The 17,858-nt window shown below is 70.9% G+C and carries 17 protein-coding genes and 1 pseudogene; 7 read left to right on the top strand and 11 right to left on the bottom strand.

The genetic code is table 11. The features are described 5' to 3' along the window. Nucleotides 1-392 (top strand): annotated as a pseudogene (locus JF597_RS21240) (glucose-6-phosphate isomerase); the annotation flags it as partial. Between the two features lie 63 nt (nucleotides 393-455). Here JF597_RS21240 and pgl read toward each other — a convergent pair. The 5 genes from pgl to tkt are packed head-to-tail and all read right to left on the bottom strand — an operon-like array spanning nucleotide 456 to nucleotide 7,102. Next, nucleotides 456-1,238, bottom strand: a complete 783-nt coding sequence (gene pgl / locus JF597_RS21245) for a 6-phosphogluconolactonase (protein WP_293996973.1) — start codon at nucleotides 1,236-1,238, stop codon at nucleotides 456-458. Further along, nucleotides 1,235-2,338 (bottom strand): glucose-6-phosphate dehydrogenase assembly protein OpcA, encoded by a 1,104-nt coding sequence (gene opcA / locus JF597_RS21250; RefSeq protein WP_293996975.1) that lies wholly within the window; start codon nucleotides 2,336-2,338, stop codon nucleotides 1,235-1,237. Before opcA ends, pgl begins: the two co-directional genes overlap by 4 nt. Beyond that, nucleotides 2,335-3,858, bottom strand: a complete 1,524-nt coding sequence (gene zwf / locus JF597_RS21255) for a glucose-6-phosphate dehydrogenase (RefSeq protein WP_293996977.1) — start codon at nucleotides 3,856-3,858, stop codon at nucleotides 2,335-2,337. Before zwf ends, opcA begins: the two co-directional genes overlap by 4 nt. Nucleotides 3,859-3,862: 4 nt before the next feature. Then, nucleotides 3,863-4,981 (bottom strand): transaldolase, encoded by a 1,119-nt coding sequence (tal, locus tag JF597_RS21260; RefSeq protein ID WP_293996979.1) that lies wholly within the window; start codon nucleotides 4,979-4,981, stop codon nucleotides 3,863-3,865. Nucleotides 4,982-5,014: 33 nt separating this feature from the next. Further along, entirely contained in the window at nucleotides 5,015-7,102 is a 2,088-nt protein-coding gene (gene tkt / locus JF597_RS21265) for a transketolase (RefSeq protein ID WP_293996981.1), read from the bottom strand. 389 nt (nucleotides 7,103-7,491) lie between these two features. Here tkt and JF597_RS21270 point away from each other — a divergent pair, with 389 nt between their 5' ends. From JF597_RS21270 to JF597_RS21285, 4 genes are all read left to right on the top strand, one after another. Continuing rightward, nucleotides 7,492-8,445 carry a heme o synthase gene (locus JF597_RS21270; RefSeq protein ID WP_293996984.1) on the top strand — a complete coding sequence of 318 codons (954 nt, stop codon included), beginning with the start codon at nucleotides 7,492-7,494 and terminating at the stop codon, nucleotides 8,443-8,445. 58 nt (nucleotides 8,446-8,503) lie between these two features. Next, entirely contained in the window at nucleotides 8,504-8,824 is a 321-nt protein-coding gene (locus tag JF597_RS21275) for a hypothetical protein (RefSeq protein ID WP_293996985.1), read from the top strand. 166 nt (nucleotides 8,825-8,990) lie between these two features. Further along, nucleotides 8,991-10,097, top strand: a complete 1,107-nt coding sequence (locus tag JF597_RS21280; RefSeq protein WP_293996987.1) for an amidohydrolase family protein — start codon at nucleotides 8,991-8,993, stop codon at nucleotides 10,095-10,097. Nucleotides 10,098-10,115: 18 nt separating this feature from the next. Continuing rightward, complete coding sequence (locus JF597_RS21285) at nucleotides 10,116-10,859, top strand: nucleotidyltransferase (RefSeq protein WP_293996989.1); 744 nt, start codon at nucleotides 10,116-10,118, stop codon at nucleotides 10,857-10,859. Here JF597_RS21285 and JF597_RS21290 read toward each other — a convergent pair. From JF597_RS21290 to JF597_RS21315, 6 genes are all read right to left on the bottom strand, one after another. After that, a complete protein-coding gene (locus JF597_RS21290; RefSeq protein WP_293996991.1) occupies nucleotides 10,814-11,824 on the bottom strand; it encodes a COX15/CtaA family protein in 1,011 nt (336 codons plus the stop codon). The two genes, JF597_RS21285 and JF597_RS21290, sit on opposite strands and share 46 nt — an antisense overlap. Nucleotides 11,825-11,911: 87 nt before the next feature. After that, nucleotides 11,912-12,112 (bottom strand): hypothetical protein, encoded by a 201-nt coding sequence (locus tag JF597_RS21295; protein WP_293996993.1) that lies wholly within the window; start codon nucleotides 12,110-12,112, stop codon nucleotides 11,912-11,914. Nucleotides 12,113-12,126: 14 nt separating this feature from the next. Further along, a complete protein-coding gene (locus JF597_RS21300) occupies nucleotides 12,127-12,816 on the bottom strand; it encodes a glycogen debranching N-terminal domain-containing protein (RefSeq protein ID WP_293996995.1) in 690 nt (229 codons plus the stop codon). 118 nt (nucleotides 12,817-12,934) lie between these two features. Beyond that, nucleotides 12,935-13,717, bottom strand: a complete 783-nt coding sequence (locus JF597_RS21305) for an ABC transporter permease (RefSeq protein WP_293996997.1) — start codon at nucleotides 13,715-13,717, stop codon at nucleotides 12,935-12,937. Further along, the gene (locus JF597_RS21310; protein WP_293996999.1) at nucleotides 13,714-14,637 is read right to left on the bottom strand and encodes an ABC transporter ATP-binding protein; all 924 of its coding nucleotides are present in this window, start codon (nucleotides 14,635-14,637) and stop codon (nucleotides 13,714-13,716) included. The genes JF597_RS21305 and JF597_RS21310 overlap by 4 nt, the downstream gene beginning before the upstream one ends. 46 nt (nucleotides 14,638-14,683) lie before the next feature. Next, nucleotides 14,684-15,487 (bottom strand): aminoglycoside N(3)-acetyltransferase, encoded by an 804-nt coding sequence (locus JF597_RS21315; protein WP_293997001.1) that lies wholly within the window; start codon nucleotides 15,485-15,487, stop codon nucleotides 14,684-14,686. Between the two features lie 184 nt (nucleotides 15,488-15,671). On the opposite strand from JF597_RS21315, the gene JF597_RS21320 reads away from it, so the two are divergent. Both JF597_RS21320 and sufB read left to right on the top strand, forming a co-directional pair. Continuing rightward, nucleotides 15,672-16,406: a metalloregulator ArsR/SmtB family transcription factor gene (locus JF597_RS21320; RefSeq protein WP_293997003.1), complete on the top strand. Its 735-nt coding sequence runs from the start codon at nucleotides 15,672-15,674 to the stop codon at nucleotides 16,404-16,406. Continuing rightward, nucleotides 16,403-17,824 (top strand): Fe-S cluster assembly protein SufB, encoded by a 1,422-nt coding sequence (gene sufB, locus JF597_RS21325; protein WP_293997005.1) that lies wholly within the window; start codon nucleotides 16,403-16,405, stop codon nucleotides 17,822-17,824. The genes JF597_RS21320 and sufB overlap by 4 nt, the downstream gene beginning before the upstream one ends. Nucleotides 17,825-17,858 lie beyond the last annotated feature (34 nt).

Below are 17,858 nucleotides of genomic sequence, written 5' to 3' on the forward strand. Positions count from 1 at the left end.
TCAGGGCCCAGCACGACCTGCTGATGGCGAACTTCTTCGCCCAGACGCAGGCGCTGGCCTTCGGCAAGACGGCGGAGGAGGTCCGCGCCGAGGGCGTGGCCGAGGAGCAGGTGGCGCACCGCACCTTCAAGGGCAACCACCCGACGACCACCATCCTCGCGCGGGAGCTCACCCCGTCCGTGCTCGGCCAGCTGGTGGCGCTGTACGAACACAAGGTGTTCACCCAGGGCGCCGTCTGGAACATCGACTCCTTCGACCAGTGGGGCGTGGAGCTGGGCAAGGTACTCGCCAAGCGCATCGAGCCCGCCCTCACCGAGGGCACCGAGGTACCCGGCCTGGACGCGTCGACGACGGCGCTGGTGGCCAAGTACCGGGAGCTGCGCGGGCGTTAGGCCCGGACGTGAAAGAACCCGTACGGCCGTGGCGGCCGTACGGGTTCTTCGGTCAGTGCTTCGTCACGCCGAAGCCGGCGGATACAGCGACCGCGGGAGCTGGGAGGCCGCCGCCGCGTCCAGGAGCCACAGGGTGCGCCGGCGGCCCTGGGCGCCTGCTGCCGGAGCCTGGATCTCGCCGGCGCCGGAGAGGGCGATGGCGACGGCCTCGGCCTTGTCCTCGCCCGCCGCCAGCAGCCAGACCTCGCGGGCCGAGCGGATGGCGGGGAGGGTGAGGGAGACGCGGGTCGGCGGTGGCTTGGGGGCGCCGTGGACGCCGACCACCGTGCGTTCCGTCTCGCGGACCGCGGGCAGCTCCGGGAAGAGCGAGGCCACGTGGGTGTCCGGGCCGACGCCCAGCATCAGGACGTCGAAGGTGGGCACCGAGCCGTGGTTCTCGGGGCCGGCCGCGCGGGCCAGCTCCGCCGCGTAGGCCTCGGCCGCCGCGTCCACGTCCGTGCCCCAGGGGCCGTCCGACGCGGGCATGGCGTGCACGCGCTTCGGGTCCACCGGGACCTGGCCGAGCAGGGCGTCGCGGGCCTGGGTGACGTTGCGCTCCGGATCGCCCTCCGGCAGGAAGCGCTCGTCGCCCCACCACAGGTCGAGCCGGCCCCAGTCGATGGCGTCCCGGGCCGGGGCCGCCGCCAGGGCCGCCAGCAGGCCGTTGCCGTTGCGGCCGCCTGTGAGGACCACGGACGCCTCGCCCCGGGAGGCCTGGGCGTCCACGATCTTCGTGATCAGACGGGCCGCGGCGGCCTGCGCCATCAGCTCCTTGTCGCGGTGCACGACCAGCTGGGGAGTGCTCATGTCGCCTTCGCCCTCTTCTTCAGCGGCGGCCTTTCCTGCGGTGCCGCTTCTGTCGTGGGAGCCTCGGCAGCGGCGTCGGGGGCTGCTGCCGCGTGGGTGACCGGTTCTCCTTTGGGGGACGCCTCCGGAGCCGAAGCCTCCGGTACCGGTGCCTGTTCCGTGGCCGGGGAGGCCGACGCGTTGAGCCGCTCCACGCCGAAGCGCAGCGCGGAGGCGTAGGTGTCGTCCGGGTCGAGCCGGCGCAGCTCCTCCGCGATCAGCTCGGCCGTGTCGCGCCGCTTCAGCGCCACCGCGCGGTCCGGCTGACCGTCGATGGACAGGGTCGCGAGGGAGCCGTCCGCGCGGTCCAGCGCGATCCCGCCCTCGCTGGTGGCGAGCCGGACCGCGGTCAGGCCGGGGCCTGCCGACAGGGAGCGCTTGACGGGGACGTCCAGCCGGTCCGCGAGCCACATCGCCAGCAGCTCGCAGCTCGGGTTGAACTCCTCGCCCTCCACCTCGACCGCCTTGACCTCGCAGACCACCTGGTCCAGGGCGGCCGCCAGCATCGAACGCCAGGGCGTGATCCGGGTCCAGGACAGGTCCGTGTCGCCGGGGGTGTAGGCGTCCGCGCGGGCGGACAGCTCCCGTACCGGCTGCTCGGAGGAGTAGGTGTCGGTGACCCGGCGCTGCGCGAGGGCGCCGAGGGGGTCCTTCGCCGGGTCGAGCGGGGCGTTGACCGGCCACCAGACGACGACCGGCGCGTCGGGGAGCAGCAGCGGCAGCACGACCGAGTCGGCGTGGTCGGCGACCTCGCCGTACAGCCGCAGCACCACCGTCTCGCCGGTGCCCGCGTCCGCGCCCACCCGGACCTCGGCGTCCAGGCGGGACGCCGTGCGGTCGCGGGGGGAGCGGGAGACGCGCTTGATGACGACCAGCGTGCGCGAGGGGTGCTCGTGCGAGGCGTCGCCGGCGGCCTTGAGGGCGTCGTACGCGTTCTCCTCGTCGGTGACGATGACGAGGGTCAGCACCATGCCCACGGCGGGCGTGCCGATGGCCCGGCGGCCCTGCACCAGCGCCTTGTTGACCTTGCCGGCCGTGGTGTCCGTGAGGTCTATCTTCATGGGCGGCGCCAGCTCCGTCCGTCTCGTGCCAGCATCTCGTCGGCCTCGGCGGGGCCCCAGGTGCCGGACTTGTACTGGGCGGGCCTGCCGTGCTTGTCCCAGTACTCCTCGATCGGGTCGAGGATCTTCCAGGACAGCTCGACCTCCTCCGTGCGCGGGAAGAGGTTGGAGTCGCCGAGCAGCACGTCCAGGATCAGCCGCTCGTACGCCTCCGGCGAGGACTCGGTGAAGGACTCGCCGTACGCGAAGTCCATCGACACGTCCCGGATCTCCATCGACGTGCCCGGCACCTTGGAGCCGAACCGGACGGTGACGCCCTCGTCGGGCTGGACGCGGATGACGATCGCGTTCTGCCCGAGTTCCTCGGTGGCCGTCGTGTCGAAGGGGGAGTGCGGGGCCCGCTGGAAGACCACCGCGATCTCGGTGACCCGGCGGCCGAGGCGCTTGCCGGTGCGCAGGTAGAAGGGGACGCCCGCCCAGCGGCGGTTGTCGATCCCCAGCTTCACGGCCGCGTAGGTGTCGGTCTTCGACCTGGCGTTGATGCCGTCCTCTTCGAGGTAGCCGATGACCTTCTCGCCGCCCTGCCAGCCGGCCGCGTACTGGCCGCGCACGGTCGAGGTGCCGAGGTCCTTCGGCAGCCGGACCGCGCCGAGCACCTTCTCCTTCTCGGCGGCCAGCGCGTCCGCGTCGAAGGAGGCGGGCTCCTCCATGGCGGTCAGGGCCATGAGCTGGAGCAGGTGGTTCTGGATGACGTCACGGGCCGAGCCGATGCCGTCGTAGTAGCCGGCGCGGCCGCCGATGCCGATGTCCTCGGCCATGGTGATCTGCACGTGGTCCACGAAGGACCGGTTCCAGATCGGCTCGTACATGGTGTTGGCGAAGCGCAGCGCCAGGATGTTCTGGACGGTCTCCTTGCCGAGGTAGTGGTCGATCCGGAAGACCTGCTCCGGCTCGAACACCTCGTGCACGACCTTGTTGAGCTCCTCGGCCGACTTCAGGTCGTGGCCGAAGGGCTTCTCGATGACCGCGCGCCGCCAGGAGCCGCCGGACTGGTCGGCCAGGCCGTGCTTCTTCAGCTGCTGGATGACCACCGGGAAGGAGCGCGGCGGCACCGAGAGGTAGAAGGCGAAGTTGCCGCCCGTGCCCTGCGCCTTGTCCAGCTCCTCGATGGTGGAGCGCAGGCGCTCGAACGCGTCGTCGTCGTCGAAGGTGCCCTGGACGAAGCGCATCCCCTGGATGAGCTGCTGCCAGACCTCCTCGCGGAACGGCGTGCGGGCGTGTTCCTTGACGGCGTCGTGGACCTCGGCGGCGAAGTCCTCGTTGGCCCACTCGCGGCGGGCGAAGCCGACCAGGGAGAAGCCCGGCGGCAGCAGACCCCGGTTGGCGAGGTCGTAGACGGCGGGCATGAGCTTCTTGCGGGAGAGGTCGCCCGTGACGCCGAAGATGACCAGACCCGACGGCCCCGCGATACGCGGGAGCCGTCGGTCGGCGGGGTCACGCAGCGGGTTGCTGCTTGACAAGATGTCAGCCCTCCGAGGGGGCCAGGCGCTCCAGCTCCGCCTGGGTCGACTTGAGCAGGTCGTTCCAGGACGCCTCGAACTTCTCGACGCCCTCGTCCTCCAGAACCTGGACCACGTCGTCGTACGAGATCCCGAGGGCCTCGACGGCGTCGAGGTCGGCGCGGGCCTGCTCGTACGTGCCGGTGATCGTGTCGCCGGTGATCTCGCCGTGGTCCTCGACCGCGAAGAGGGTGGCCTCCGGCATGGTGTTCACCGTGTTCGGCGCCACCAGGTCGTCGACGTACATGGTGTCCTTGTACGCCGGGTCCTTCACGCCGGTGGAGGCCCACAGCGGACGCTGCTTGCGGGCGCCCGCGTTCTCCAGCGCCTGCCAGCGGTCGGAGGAGAAGACCTCCTCGTAGGCCTGGTAGGCGAGCCGGGCGTTGGCGACGGCGGCCTTGCCGCGCAGCGCCTTGGCCTCGTCGGTGCCCAGGGCGTTCAGGCGCTTGTCGATCTCGGTGTCCACCCGGGACACGAAGAACGACGCCACCGAACGGATGAGCGACAGGTCGAGGCCGCGCTCCTTGGCCTTCTCCAGGCCGGTCAGGTAGGCGTCCATGACCTTGCGGTAACGCTCCAGCGAGAAGATCAGCGTGACGTTGACGCTGATGCCGAGGCCGATGACTTCGGCGATCGCCGGCAGACCCGCCTCGGTGGCCGGGATCTTGATGAGCGTGTTGGGGCGGTCCACCAGCCAGGCCAGCTGCCTGGCCTCGGCGACGGTCGCCTTGGTGTTGTGCGCCAGGCGCGGGTCGACCTCGATCGACACGCGGCCGTCCTGGCCGTCGGTCGCGTCGTAGACCGGGCGCAGGATGTCGGCGGCGTCGCGGACGTCCGCCGTGGTGATCATGCGGATGGCCTCTTCGACGGTCACCTTGCGGGCGGCGAGGTCGGAGACCTGCTGGTCGTAGCCGTCGCCCTGCGAGATCGCCTTCTGGAAGATCGTCGGGTTGGTGGTGACGCCCACGACGTGCTGCTGGTCGATCAGCTCGGCAAGGTTGCCGGACGTGATCCGCTTGCGCGACAGGTCGTCCAGCCAGATCGCGACGCCTTCCTCGGAGAGGCGCTTGAGTGCGTCTGTCATGGAATTACATCTCCTACGTGTCGTATATGAGCGTCAGCGCTGGGCGGCGGCGATGGATTCCCTGGCCTTGGCGGCCACGTTCTCGGCAGTGAAGCCGAACTCCTGGAAGAGCACCTTGCCGTCGGCGGAAGCACCGAAGTGCTCCAGGGAAACGATGCGGCCGGCGTCGCCCACGTACTTGTGCCAGGTGAGACCGATACCCGCCTCGACCGACACCCGCGCCCGGACGGACGGCGGCAGGACGCTGTCCCGGTACCCCTGGTCCTGCTCCTCGAACCACTCCACGCACGGCATGGACACGACCCGCGTGGGGACGCCGTCGGCCTCCAGCTGCTCGCGCGCCTCGACGGCGACGTGCACCTCGGAACCGGTGGCGACGAGGATGACCTCCGGGGCCCCGTTGGACGCCTCGAACAGGACGTAACCGCCCTTGGCCGTGTCCTCGTTGGACTCGTACACCGGCACGCCCTGACGGGTCAGCGCCAGGCCGTGCGGGGCGCCCTTGCCGAAGACCTTCGTGTAGCGCCTGAGGATCTCGCGCCAGGCGATCGCGGTCTCGTTGGCGTCGGCCGGGCGGACCACGTTCAGGCCCGGGATGGCGCGCAGCGAGGCGAGGTGCTCGACCGGCTGGTGGGTCGGGCCGTCCTCGCCGAGGCCGATGGAGTCGTGGGTCCACACGTACGTCACCGGCAGGTGCATCAGCGCCGACAGCCGCACCGCGTTGCGCATGTAGTCGGAGAAGACGAGGAACGTACCGCCGTAGACACGGGTGTTGCCGTGCAGGGTGATGCCGTTCATCTCCGCGGCCATGGAGTGCTCGCGGATACCGAAGTGGATGGTGCGGCCGTAGGGGTTCGCGCCCGGCAGCGGGTTGTCCGCCGGCAGGAACGAGCTGTCCTTGTCGATGGTCGTGTTGTTCGACCCCGCGAGGTCGGCGGAGCCGCCCCACAGCTCGGGGATGACCGCACCGAGCGCCTGCAGCACCTTGCCGGAGGCCGCACGGGTCGCGACACCCTTGCCGGGCTCGAAGACCGGGATCTTCTCCTCCCAGCCCTTGGGCAGCTCACCCGCGGCGATCCGGTCGAAGTCGGCGGCCCGCTCGGCGTTGTTGTCCCGCCACAGCTGGAACGACTTCTCCCACTCGGCCTTCGCCGCGGCACCCCGCTCCCCGGCCTGCCGGGTGTGGGCGATGACCTCCTCGGCGACGTCGAAGCTCTTCTCCGGGTCGAAGCCGAGGACGCGCTTGGTGGCCGCGACCTCGTCCGCGCCGAGCGCCGAGCCGTGTGCGGCCTCGGTGTTCTGCGCGTTCGGGGCGGGCCAGGCGATGATCGAGCGCATCGCGATGAAGGACGGCCGGTCCGTGACCGCCTTGGCCGCCTCGATCGCGTTGTAGATGGCGTGCGGGTCCAGGTCGCCGTCCGGCTTCGGGGCGATCCGCTGCACGTGCCAGCCGTACGCCTCGTACCGCTTGACGGTGTCCTCGGAGACGGCCGTCTCGGTGTCGCCCTCGATCGAGATGTGGTTGTCGTCCCACAGCAGGATCAGGTTGCCGAGCTTCTGGTGGCCGGCCATCGAGGACGCCTCGGCGGAGATGCCCTCCTGGAGGCAGCCGTCACCGGCGATACAGTAGATGTAGTGGTCGAACGGCGACTCGCCCTGCGGCGCGTCCGGGTCGAACAGACCGCGCTCGTAGCGGGCGGCCATGGCCATGCCGACGGCGTTGGCGACACCCTGGCCCAGCGGACCGGTGGTGGTCTCCACGCCCTTGGTGTGGCCGTACTCCGGGTGACCGGGGGTCTTCGAGCCCCAGGTGCGGAACGCTTCGAGGTCCGACAGCTCCAGGCCGAAGCCGGCCAGGTACAGCTGCGTGTAGAGGGTCAGGGACGAGTGACCGGCGGACAGCACGAAGCGGTCGCGGCCCACCCAGTCGGGGTCGGACGGGTCGTGCCGCATCACCTTCTGGAAGAGGGTGTACGCGGCCGGCGCCAGGCTCATCGCGGTACCCGGATGGCCGTTGCCGACCTTCTGTACGGCATCGGCGGCCAGGACGCGGGCGGTGTCGACGGCCCGCTGGTCCAGCTCGGTCCAGTCGAGGTCTGTGGTGGTCGGCTTGGTGCTCACCCTGAGTCAGGGCTCCTCTCCACATGTTCGGTTACCGGTCCACGGGTACACGCCCGCACCGGCTGCCGGTGCACTGGGTGCCCACCGGCCGTTGTCGAGCCTACCCCCGTAAGGACGTGCATTTTTTCGAGTGTTTCCAGACTGCCGGGACTCTCGGGGATCCGCCTCCCGACTGGCCGAGAAGGCATGTCGGCACACGAATGCAGTTGAATACGCAGCCGCTCATCTGACTGCTCAATCGAGCCACCCCACCCCTCTCCCGAGACGCCCGCCAACACGACCCCACCCCCGCGAAGGTCGGGGTATGGGCAACGTCTAAAGTGGCGTGGTACGCGCGAGCCTTTACCGTGAGTTCACACGGCCGGGCTCGCTGGGAGTCTCTGTCAGGGGTGTGCGTGACGGCCGTCGAATCCCGTCCAGCGGGGGTGCTCGGTGCGAGCGAGAGCCCGAGCCACCGGCCGTTCGGGGCCCGTGTCAAAGCTTTCGTGGCGCTGACCAAGCCGCGGATCATCGAGCTGCTGCTCATCACCACCGTTCCGGTGATGTTCCTGGCGCAGCAGGGTGTGCCCGACCTGACGCTGGTGCTGCTCACCTGCGTCGGCGGCTACCTCTCGGCGGGCGGCGCCAACGCGCTGAACATGTACATCGACCGGGACATCGACGCGCTGATGGACCGCACCTCGCAGCGTCCGCTGGTGACCGGCATGGTCAGCCCGCGCGAGTGCCTCGCCTTCGGCATCTCCCTGGCGGTCGTCTCCACCGTGTTGTTCGGTCTCACCGTCAACTGGCTGAGCGCCTGGCTGTCACTCGGAGCGCTGCTCTTCTACGTCGTCGTCTACACGATGATCCTCAAGCGCCGTACCTCGCAGAACATCGTCTGGGGCGGTATCGCGGGCTGTCTGCCGGTGCTGATCGGCTGGTCGGCCGTCACGGACTCCATGTCGTGGGCGCCGATCATCCTCTTCCTCGTCATGTTCTTCTGGACGCCGCCGCACTACTGGCCGCTGTCCATGAAGGTGAAGGACGACTACGCGCGCGTGGGCGTGCCGATGCTGCCGGTGGTCGCGTCCAACAAGGTCGTCGCCAAGCAGATCGTCATCTACAGCTGGGTGATGGTCGCCGTCTCCCTCCTGCTCACCCCGCTCGGCTACACCGGCTGGTTCTACACGCTGGTCGCGCTGGTGGCCGGCGGCTGGTGGCTCTGGGAGGCGCACGCGCTCCAGCACCGCGCGAAGGGCGAGGTGACGGGCGGCAAGCTCAAGGAGATGCGGCTGTTCCACTGGTCCATCACCTACGTGTCGCTGTTGTTCGTGGCCGTCGCCGTGGACCCCTTCCTGCGCTGACCCAAGTCACACCGGTCTCCCCTCGCCAGTGGATCTACCCGTGAGTAGCATCCTGTCCATGGCAGACACGCAGCAGGTTGACCAGAAGGCCGAGCGCAAGGTCGCGCGCCTCACCAAGCGGATCGGCGCCTTCGCCAAGGCCCACGGCGGCGCCGAGGGCCAGGTGGCCTACATCGGCGAACGCGGCGCCCGCATCGTCCTCGTCGGCGAGGACGGCGGCTGGGGCGACCTCGTCGCCCCGACGTACGAGATCGCCGAGCAGGCCGTCGCCAAGTCCGGCATCACGGTCCACGAGTCCTTCGACGGCGAGTTCGCGGCCAAGGTGACGACGGGCCCTTACGAGTGGAAGCGCATGGCCGGCATCCAAGTAGGCGGCTGAACAGCGCGCCCCAAAGGGGCGCGGGGCTGCATCTGATATGCGGCTCCGCCGCGTGGGCGCGACCGGCCCCCACCGGCCCGCGGCCGAAGAACGACCGCACACCGCGACCTCCATCCCGGTTCACCCGTTAAGACGGACATGCAACCGTCGTCCACGGGGAGCCCGGATGATCGAGACGCCGAACCTGGTGGACCAGTACTGCCACGGAGTGCTGCGCACGGAGCTGGGCCTCGGCACCTTCGAGACCCAGCTCGCCCGCACCGAAGGCCCCCCGGCCGCCGGCACGACCCTCTTCGACACCCAGACCGGTTTCGCGCTACGACGCTGGTGCCCCCCGCTCCTCGGCCTGGAACCCCACTGCGCACCGGCCCGCTACCTGGCCCGGCGCCGCGAACTCGGCGTCCTGGAGGCCGGCCGCCGTCTCCTGCGCGGCAGCGGCATCACCACCTACCTCGTCGACACCGGCCTGCCCGGCGACCTCACCGGTCCCGCCGAGATGGCCTCGACCGGCGCCGCCGCGGCCCGCGAGATCGTCCGCCTGGAGCTCCTCGCCGAGCAGGTCGCCGACACCTCCGGCACCGTCGAGTCGTTCCTCGCCAACCTCGCCGAGTCGGTGCACGGCGCGGCCGCGAACGCGGTCGCCTTCACCTCCGTCGCCGGTCTCCGGCACGGCCTGGCCCTGGCCCCCGAACCCCCCGGTCCCGGTGAGGTGCGGGGCGCGGCCGGCCGCTGGCTGGCGGGCCGCCGGGTCGGCGGCGAGCTGGCCGACCCGGTCCTCCTGCGGCACCTGCTCTGGATCGCCGTGGCCTCCGGTCTCCCGCTCCAGCTGCACGCGGGCCTCGGCGAGCCCGGAGCCCGGATCGACCGCACCGACCCGGTCCTGCTCACCGATTTCGTCCGGGCCACCGCCGGCCTCGGCACCGACCTGGTCCTCCTGCACGGCTACCCCTACCACCGGCACGCCGCCCACCTCGCCGGCGTCTTCCCGCACGTCTACGCCGACTCGGGCGCGGCCCTGGTGCGCACCGGAGCCCGCGCCGCGACGATCCTCGCCGAGATCCTGGAACTGGCCCCTTTCGGCAAGATCCTCTTCTCCAGCGGCGCCCACGGCCTGCCCGAGCTGCACGTGGTCGGCGCCCGTCTCTTCCGCGAGTCCCTCGCCCGGGTCCTGGGCACCTGGGTCGCCGAGGGCGCCTGGTCGCTCGGCGACGCCCAGCGCGTGGCCAGGCTGATCGCGGCAGGGAACGCGAAACGGGTGTACGGGCTGGAGTGAGCTGTCCAGACTGGGCGGATGGACACCGAGACGTTACTGGCCCGCTTCGTCCGTGAGCTGTCGGCACTGGACCCCGTGGCCGTCTGGGCGCACGGCTCGCTCGCCGCGGGCGACGACTACCAGGAGGGCCGCAGCGACCTGGACCTGATCGCGGTACTACCCGGCCCGGTGACCCCAGCCGTCGTATGGCGGATCCGCGTGGCGCACGCCCGGCTGCGCGCGCTGCCGCTCGCCGCCGTCCTGCACTGCACCTATCTGACTCCGTCGACCGCTGCGGACCCCGCCCGCCGCCATTGGACCTGGGCGCACCAGCGGCTGTTCAAACGGCCGGTCACCCCGGTGACCCGGCGCGAGCTGCACGCGTTCGGACGGGTGCTGCACGGCCGGGCCCCCGCCGGGCTGCTGCCGTCCGTGACGGACCGGGAGCTCGGTGACTTCGTCGTCCGTGACCAGCGGGAGTACTGGCGACCCGCCGTGGACAAGGCCTCGCGGTGGACGCAGGACGTCTGGGTCGATCTGGGCCTGATCACCTTCGCCCGGGCCACCGTCACCGTCCGCGAGGGCCGCCTGATCTCCAAACGCGAGGCCCTCGACCTGCTGCCCGGTCTCGGCGCCCCCGCCGAGGTCGTCGACGACATCCGAAGCCGCCGCTACGACGCCTGCCCTGCCGCGCCCACCAAGGAGTGGACGGATCGCCGGGGCCGGCTGACCCGGGACTACTTGGGCCCGGCGATCGACGCGCTCACGGCGTCGTACGACTGAGCGGGCAGGTCGGCCGTGACCTCGGCGCGTTCCCGCAGCGAGAACAGCACCCGGAGCACACCGATCCACACCAGGCAGGAACCGAACATGTGCAGGCCGACCAGGACCGTGGGCAGGTGCGTGAAGTACTGGACGTACCCGATCACACCCTGACCGAGCAGGATCAGGAACAGGTCGCGGACCCGGTCCCGCGGTCCCTGGGGCGCGCCGACGCCCTTGAGGAAGAACCACAGGGCGAAGGTCAGCGACACCACGATCCAGGCGAACACCGCGTGCAGCTCGGCGACGCCCGACCAGCTGACGTCGATGCGCTCGACGTCGCCGGAGTCGCCCGGGTGCGGTCCCGCGCCGGTCACCACCGTGCCCGCGGCGATGAGCAGCAGCGACACGGTCACCAGGGCCCACACCAGCTGCTGCACGGCCCTGCCGACCAGCGGACGCGGCTCGCCGTCACCCTCGCGGGTGCGCTGCCACATCAGGGCGGCGACCGTGATGAGGGCCGTCGCCAGCAGGAAGTGCGCGGCGACCGTGTACGGGTTGAGGCCGACGAGCACCACGATGCCGCCCAGGATCGCGTTGCTCATCACGAGCCAGAACTGCGCCCAGCCCAGCCGGGTCAGACCGCGCCGGAACGGCTTCTGGGACCGGGCCGCGATGATCGCCCAGCCGACCGCCGCGCACAGCACGTAGGTCAGCATGCGGTTCGTGAACTCGATGGCGCTGTGGTAGCTCAGCGCGTCGGTCGGGGTCAGCGAGCCGGCGGTGCACTCGGGCCAGGTCGGGCAGCCGAGCCCGGAGCCGGTGAGCCGCACCGCGCCGCCGGTGACCACGATGACCACCGACATGACGAGCGCGGCGAGAGCCGCCCGCCGGACGGTCCGGGGAGCCGGGGTCCAGCGGTCGGCGATGAAGGCGAGCGGGTTGCGCAGCGCCGCTACGAGGTCGGTGGGCGTCAGCTTTGGCACGGCACCATGGTAGGGGGCCGCTTGTGCATGTGTTCACGAGGGTCGGGGTCGCCGTGCGCCACCGGGGGTCACAGCAGCCGGCGGGGGTCACAGCAGCCGGCGGATGCGGTCCGCCTCGCGCCGGAGCCGGCCGGCCTCCTCGTGGTCGCCGCGGTCCGAGGCGCAGTCGGACAGGTGCTCGCACACGGTCAGCGCGGGGTGGTCGTCACCGAGGGCCGCCCGGAAGATCCCGTCCGCCTCCCGGAGCACGCGCTCCGCGCCGCCGCCGTCGCCCTGGGCGCGCAGCACGGGGCCGAGCCGGGTCAGGGACTTGGCACGGTAGTAGTGCCGCTCGCCGTAGAGCCGCAGGTAGATCGCCTCGGCCTGCTCCAGCGTCCGCCGCGCCTCGGCCGGCCGGGCCCTGCGCGAGCCACGCCGACGCGGGTGTGCCAGTCCTCGCCCGGACGCAGCATGATCCGGGGCCAGGCGAAGGTGCCGCCCTCCGGTCCGTCCGTGACCTCCGGTGCGCCCGCCCCGCCCACCGTGCGGACCTCGGCGCGGCCCGTCTGGGTCCGCCAGCGCAGACCGCCGCCGTCCCCGGGGACGGAGCACGGCACGGTCGGCGTCGGGCGGCCCCGTGTGACGTCGGCGATGTCCGCGAGGTCGGTCGCCGGCGCCAGTTCGAGGCGCAGGCGGCGGGTGACCGTACCGACGTTCCGCAGCTGGATGAACTCGCCCTGGCCCGCCGTCCGCACCCGCTCGACGATCAGGGTGGGATCGTCGCTCGGGTCGCCCTGGTAGCGGTGGACCGAGGTGAAGCGCACCCGGTCGGGCCCGAGCGGCTGGACGCCGATCGGCTCAGGCTCGCGTCCGTGGATCAGCAGACGGGCGGTGTGCAGCAGCCTGCGGTCATGGCCGTAGAAGCCCTCCGCCCGAAGACCGCGCAGTTGCCCGTCCCACGGCGATGCCACGAAGGCCGGGGCCGCCACGCACATCACGACGTCGTGCAGCAAAACGGTTGCAGAGCGCTGGGGAGTTCCGCCGACTCGTACACGGAGCGTCTTTTCCCGCTGGGCACGAACGTCACTCACGTGGCCCAGCGGCGGCTTCCGTTCCGCGGCGGCAGAACCGTCACTCCCAGCGGAAGAACCTCCCGGCCGCCGCCAGCGCCACCACCGCCCACACCGCGAGGATCCCCAGGTCGCCCCACGGCGTCCCCGCCCCGTGCTGGAGCACGTCGCGCAGCCCGTCCGACAGCGCGGAGATGGGCAGCAGGCCGAGGGCGTGCTGGGCCCCGCCGAACTTGTCCAGCGGGACGATGACCCCGCCGCCCACGAGCAGCAGCAGGAACACCAGGTTGGCGGCGGCCAGGGTCGCCTCCGCCTTCAGGGTGCCCGCCATCAGCAGGCCGAGGCCGGAGAAGGCGGCCGTGCCGAGTACCAGGAGGAGCAGGACGGCGAGGGGGTTGCCGTGCGGGGACCAGCCGAGGGCGAAGGCGATCACCGTCAGGAGGATCACCTGGAGGATCTCGGTGACCAGGACCGACGCGGTCTTGGCGGTCATCAGGGCCCAGCGGGGCAGCGGGGAGGAGGCGAGGCGCTTCAGGACGCCGTAGCGGCGCTCGAAACCGGTCGCGATGGCCTGGCCGGTGAAGGCCGTGGACATGACGGCGAGGGCGAGGATGCCGGGGGCCAGGAAGTCGACCGACCTGCCGGAGCCCGTGTCGACGACATCCACCGAGCTGAAGAGCACGAGGAGGAGTGTGGGGATCACGACCGTCAGCAGGAGTTGCTCGCCGTTGCGGAGCAGCATCCTCGTCTCCAGCGCCGCCTGTGCCGCGATCATGCGGGGGAGCGGGGCGGCACCCGGCTTCGGGGTGTAGGTGCCGGCGTCCGTGCCGGTCGCGGTGGTCATGAGCGCAGCTCCTTGCCGGTCAGCTCCAGGAAGACGTCCTCCAGCGTGTGGCGTTCGACCGAAATGCGGTCGGGCATCACGCCGTGCTGGGCGCACCACGAGGTCACCGTCGCCAGCAGCTGGGGGTTGACCTTGCCGACGACCCGGTAGGAGCCCGGGGTCAGCTCGGCGGCCGTGGAGTCGGCCGGCAGCGCCTTGAGGAGCGAGCCGACGTCGAGGCCGGGGCGGCCGGTGAACCGCAGGGTGTTCTCGGCACCGCCCTTGCACAGCTGTTCGGGGGAGCCCTGGGCGATCACCCGGCCGGCGTCGATGACGGCGACGTCGTCGGCGAGCCGCTCGGCCTCCTCCATGTAGTGCGTGGTGAGGATGACCGAGACGCCGTCGGTGCGCAGGTCCCGGACCAGGTCCCAGGTGGCGTGGCGGGCCTGCGGGTCGAGGCCCGCCGTCGGCTCGTCGAGGAAGACCAGCTCCGGGCGGCCGACCACGGCCATGGCGAGGGCGAGGCGCTGCTGCTGGCCGCCGGAGAGGCGGCGGTACGACGTCCGGCCGCAGCTGCCGAGGCCCAGCCGGTCCATCAGCGCGTCCACGTCCAGCGGATGTGCGTGCAGCTTCGCCACGTGCCGCAGCATCTCGTCGGCACGCGCGCCCGAGTAGACGCCCCCGGACTGGAGCATCACGCCCACTCTGGGGCGCAGCTCGTCGGACTGCCGTACGGGATCGAGGCCCAGGACGCGCACCGCGCCGGAATCCGGCTTGCGGTACCCCTCGCAGGTCTCGATCGTGGTCGTCTTGCCCGCCCCGTTCGGACCGAGTACGGCGGTCACACCCGCCTCGGCGGTCAGATCGAGGCCGTTTACAGCGGTCTTGGCGCCGTACCGCTTCACCAGGTCCCGCACCTGGACCACCGGCTCACTTCGCATGGTGACAGAGTCTAAGGACGCCTGCCGTCACCCGGACGGCCGGGTACTAGATCTCCTCCTCACGGGGACGGTGTACGGCCAGCCATCGCTCGGCGTAGGCCACGGCGTCCGCCACGGGGAAGAGCCGGGCGTCCGCACCACCGACCTCTCCGCGGACGACGACGCTCCGGTCGCGTTCGAAGTCGTACCCCAGTTCGTCGAAGCGGTCGGAGGTGATCGACACCTCGGTGACCTCCTCCCAGCCGCCGCCGGGGGCGGGGCGGCCGACCCGGACGCGCGGAGAGGGGATCCGGTACTCGGCGAGGTGGAAGCTGGTGCAGGTGGCGTAGCCGGTGCCGAGCATGAGCACGCGCGCGTGCAGCTTCTCCAGCCGGGCCAGCGGGCTCCGCTCGCCGAGCCGGCAGTCGGGGGCGTGGCCCTCGAGGATCTCCGCCGCGCGCGGGCCGACGGCCGCGAAGGAGGTCTGCGGGTGGGCGCTGCGCAGCGCACCCGGCCAGGTCCGCACGGTCTCCGGGATCACGCCGACCCCGCGCGAGGGGGTGGTCCTGGGGTCGTACGGCGGCATGGTGGCCCGGATCGTCCCCCACCACTCCTCGGGCACCGGCGGATTCCGCCACACCGCGGGGTCCGAGAGGTCACCGGTCTGGGTGGGCACCACCAGGGTGCCGTCCGGGCCGAGGGCGTCGAGGAGGGCCTGGACGACCGCGACGGCTCCGCCGTTCACCCACCCGAGGGAACTGAGCGAGGTGTGTGCCAGGAGGGTCTCGCCGGTCCTGACGCCGAGCAGGTGAAGCTGCCCGGCGAGGGCGTCCCGCGTCACAAGAGGGCCGGTCGGAGGGGGTGTGGGCATGGTTCCGGAGTGTTCCCGAGGGGGCCGCGGAACGCCACCGAATTGGCTGCGGGATGATCGATCAAAGATCGTTTCCGCAGGTCAGGGCGCATGCTTGGTTAGGTATGCCTAAGTGATGCAGGGCACCGTCCCGTCGCCCGGACGCCGCTTGCCTGGTTCTGAGGAATTACGCAACAATGGCGTTGTGAAAAACGTCGGCGAGGCTCGGGAGACCCCCACGGGGCCCCCGCAGGAGGAGCTAGCGACCGGTGAGCGCTCGACGCGCAACCGGGTCGCGCGGTCCATCCTGGACCACGGGCCGTCGACCGTCACCGAGCTGGCCGGACGCCTGGGCCTGACCCCCGCGGCCGTACGCCGGCATCTGGACGCGCTGGTCGCCGACGACGTCGTGGCGGCACGCGAGCAGCGGGTGTACGGCGCGCGGACGCGCGGCCGGCCCGCCAAGGTCTTCGCGCTCACCGACTGCGGCCGGGACGCCTTCGACCAGTCGTACGACAAGCTCGCCGCCGACGCGCTGCGCTGGATCGCCGAGCAGGGAGGCGGCCAGGAGGCGGTCGCCGCCTTCGCGCGGGCCCGGATCACGGCCCAGGCGAGCGCCTACCGCAAGGCGATCGAGAGCGTGAGCCCCGACGAGCGCACGGAAGCGCTGGCCAAGGCCCTGAGCATGGACGGGTACGCTGCAACGGCGCGCACCGCACCGGTCGGCGAACAGCTGTGCCAGCACCACTGCCCGGTCGCCCACGTCGCGGAGCAGTTCCCCCAGCTGTGCGAGGCGGAGACGGAGATCTTCGCCGAGCTGCTCGGAACGCACGTCCAGCGACTGGCGACCATCGCGCACGGCGACGGCGTCTGCACGACGTTCATCCCCAAGATTTCCACTGACGCATCTGCTAGCACGGCCGGGAGGAACCCCGCATGACTCTCCCCACGGAGACTGCCCACCCTGAGCTCGAGGGCCTGGGCAAGTACGAATACGGCTGGGCCGACTCCGACACGGCCGGCGCCTCCGCCAAGCGCGGCATCAACGAGGACGTCGTCCGGGACATCTCCGCGAAGAAGTCCGAGCCCGAGTGGATGACCAAGCTCCGCCTCAAGGGCCTGCGCCTCTTCGAGAAGAAGCCCATGCCGAACTGGGGCTCCGACCTCTCCGGCATCGACTTCGACAACATCAAGTACTTCGTGCGCTCCACGGAGAAGCAGGCGGAGTCCTGGGAGGACCTGCCCGAGGACATCAAGAACACCTACGACAAGCTGGGCATCCCGGAGGCCGAGAAGCAGCGCCTGGTCGCCGGTGTCGCCGCCCAGTACGAGTCGGAGGTCGTCTACCACCAGATCCGCGAGGACCTGGAGGAGCAGGGCGTCATCTTCCTGGACACCGACACCGCGCTGAAGCAGCACCCGGACCTCTTCAAGGAGTACTTCGGCACCGTCATCCCGGTCGGTGACAACAAGTTCGCCTCCCTGAACACCGCCGTGTGGTCGGGCGGCTCCTTCATCTACGTCCCGCCGGGCGTCCACGTGGAGATCCCGCTGCAGGCCTACTTCCGCATCAACACGGAGAACATGGGCCAGTTCGAGCGGACCCTGATCATCGTCGACGAGGGTGCCTACGTGCACTACGTCGAGGGTTGCACGGCCCCGATCTACAAGTCGGACTCCCTGCACTCCGCGGTCGTCGAGATCATCGTCAAGAAGAACGCCCGCTGCCGCTACACGACCATCCAGAACTGGTCGAACAACGTCTACAACCTGGTCACCAAGCGCGCCGTCGCCTACGAGGGCGCCACCATGGAGTGGATCGACGGCAACATCGGCTCCAAGGTGACGATGAAGTACCCGGCCGTCTACCTGATGGGCGAGCACGCCAAGGGCGAGACCCTCTCCATCGCCTTCGCGGGCGAGGGCCAGCACCAGGACGCCGGTTCCAAGATGGTCCACATGGCGCCCAACACCTCCTCCAACATCGTCTCCAAGTCGGTGGCGCGCGGCGGCGGCCGTACCTCCTACCGCGGTCTGGTCGAGATCGGCGAGGGCGCGGCCGGATCCAAGTCGAACGTGCTGTGCGACGCACTGCTCGTCGACACGATCTCCCGTTCCGACACGTACCCCTACGTGGACGTCCGCGAGGACGACGTGTCCATGGGCCACGAGGCGACCGTCTCCAAGGTCTCCGAGGACCAGCTCTTCTACCTGATGAGCCGCGGACTCTCCGAGTTCGAGGCGATGGCGATGATCGTGCGCGGCTTCGTCGAGCCGATCGCCAAGGAGCTGCCCATGGAGTACGCCCTCGAACTCAACCGGCTGATCGAGCTCCAGATGGAAGGCGCGGTCGGCTAAGCGACCGCCGTCACCGTCAAGCCACTCACGTAAG

It is taken from the genome of Streptomyces sp. (assembly GCF_019510245.1).
GTDB lineage: Bacteria > Actinomycetota > Actinomycetes > Streptomycetales > Streptomycetaceae > Streptomyces.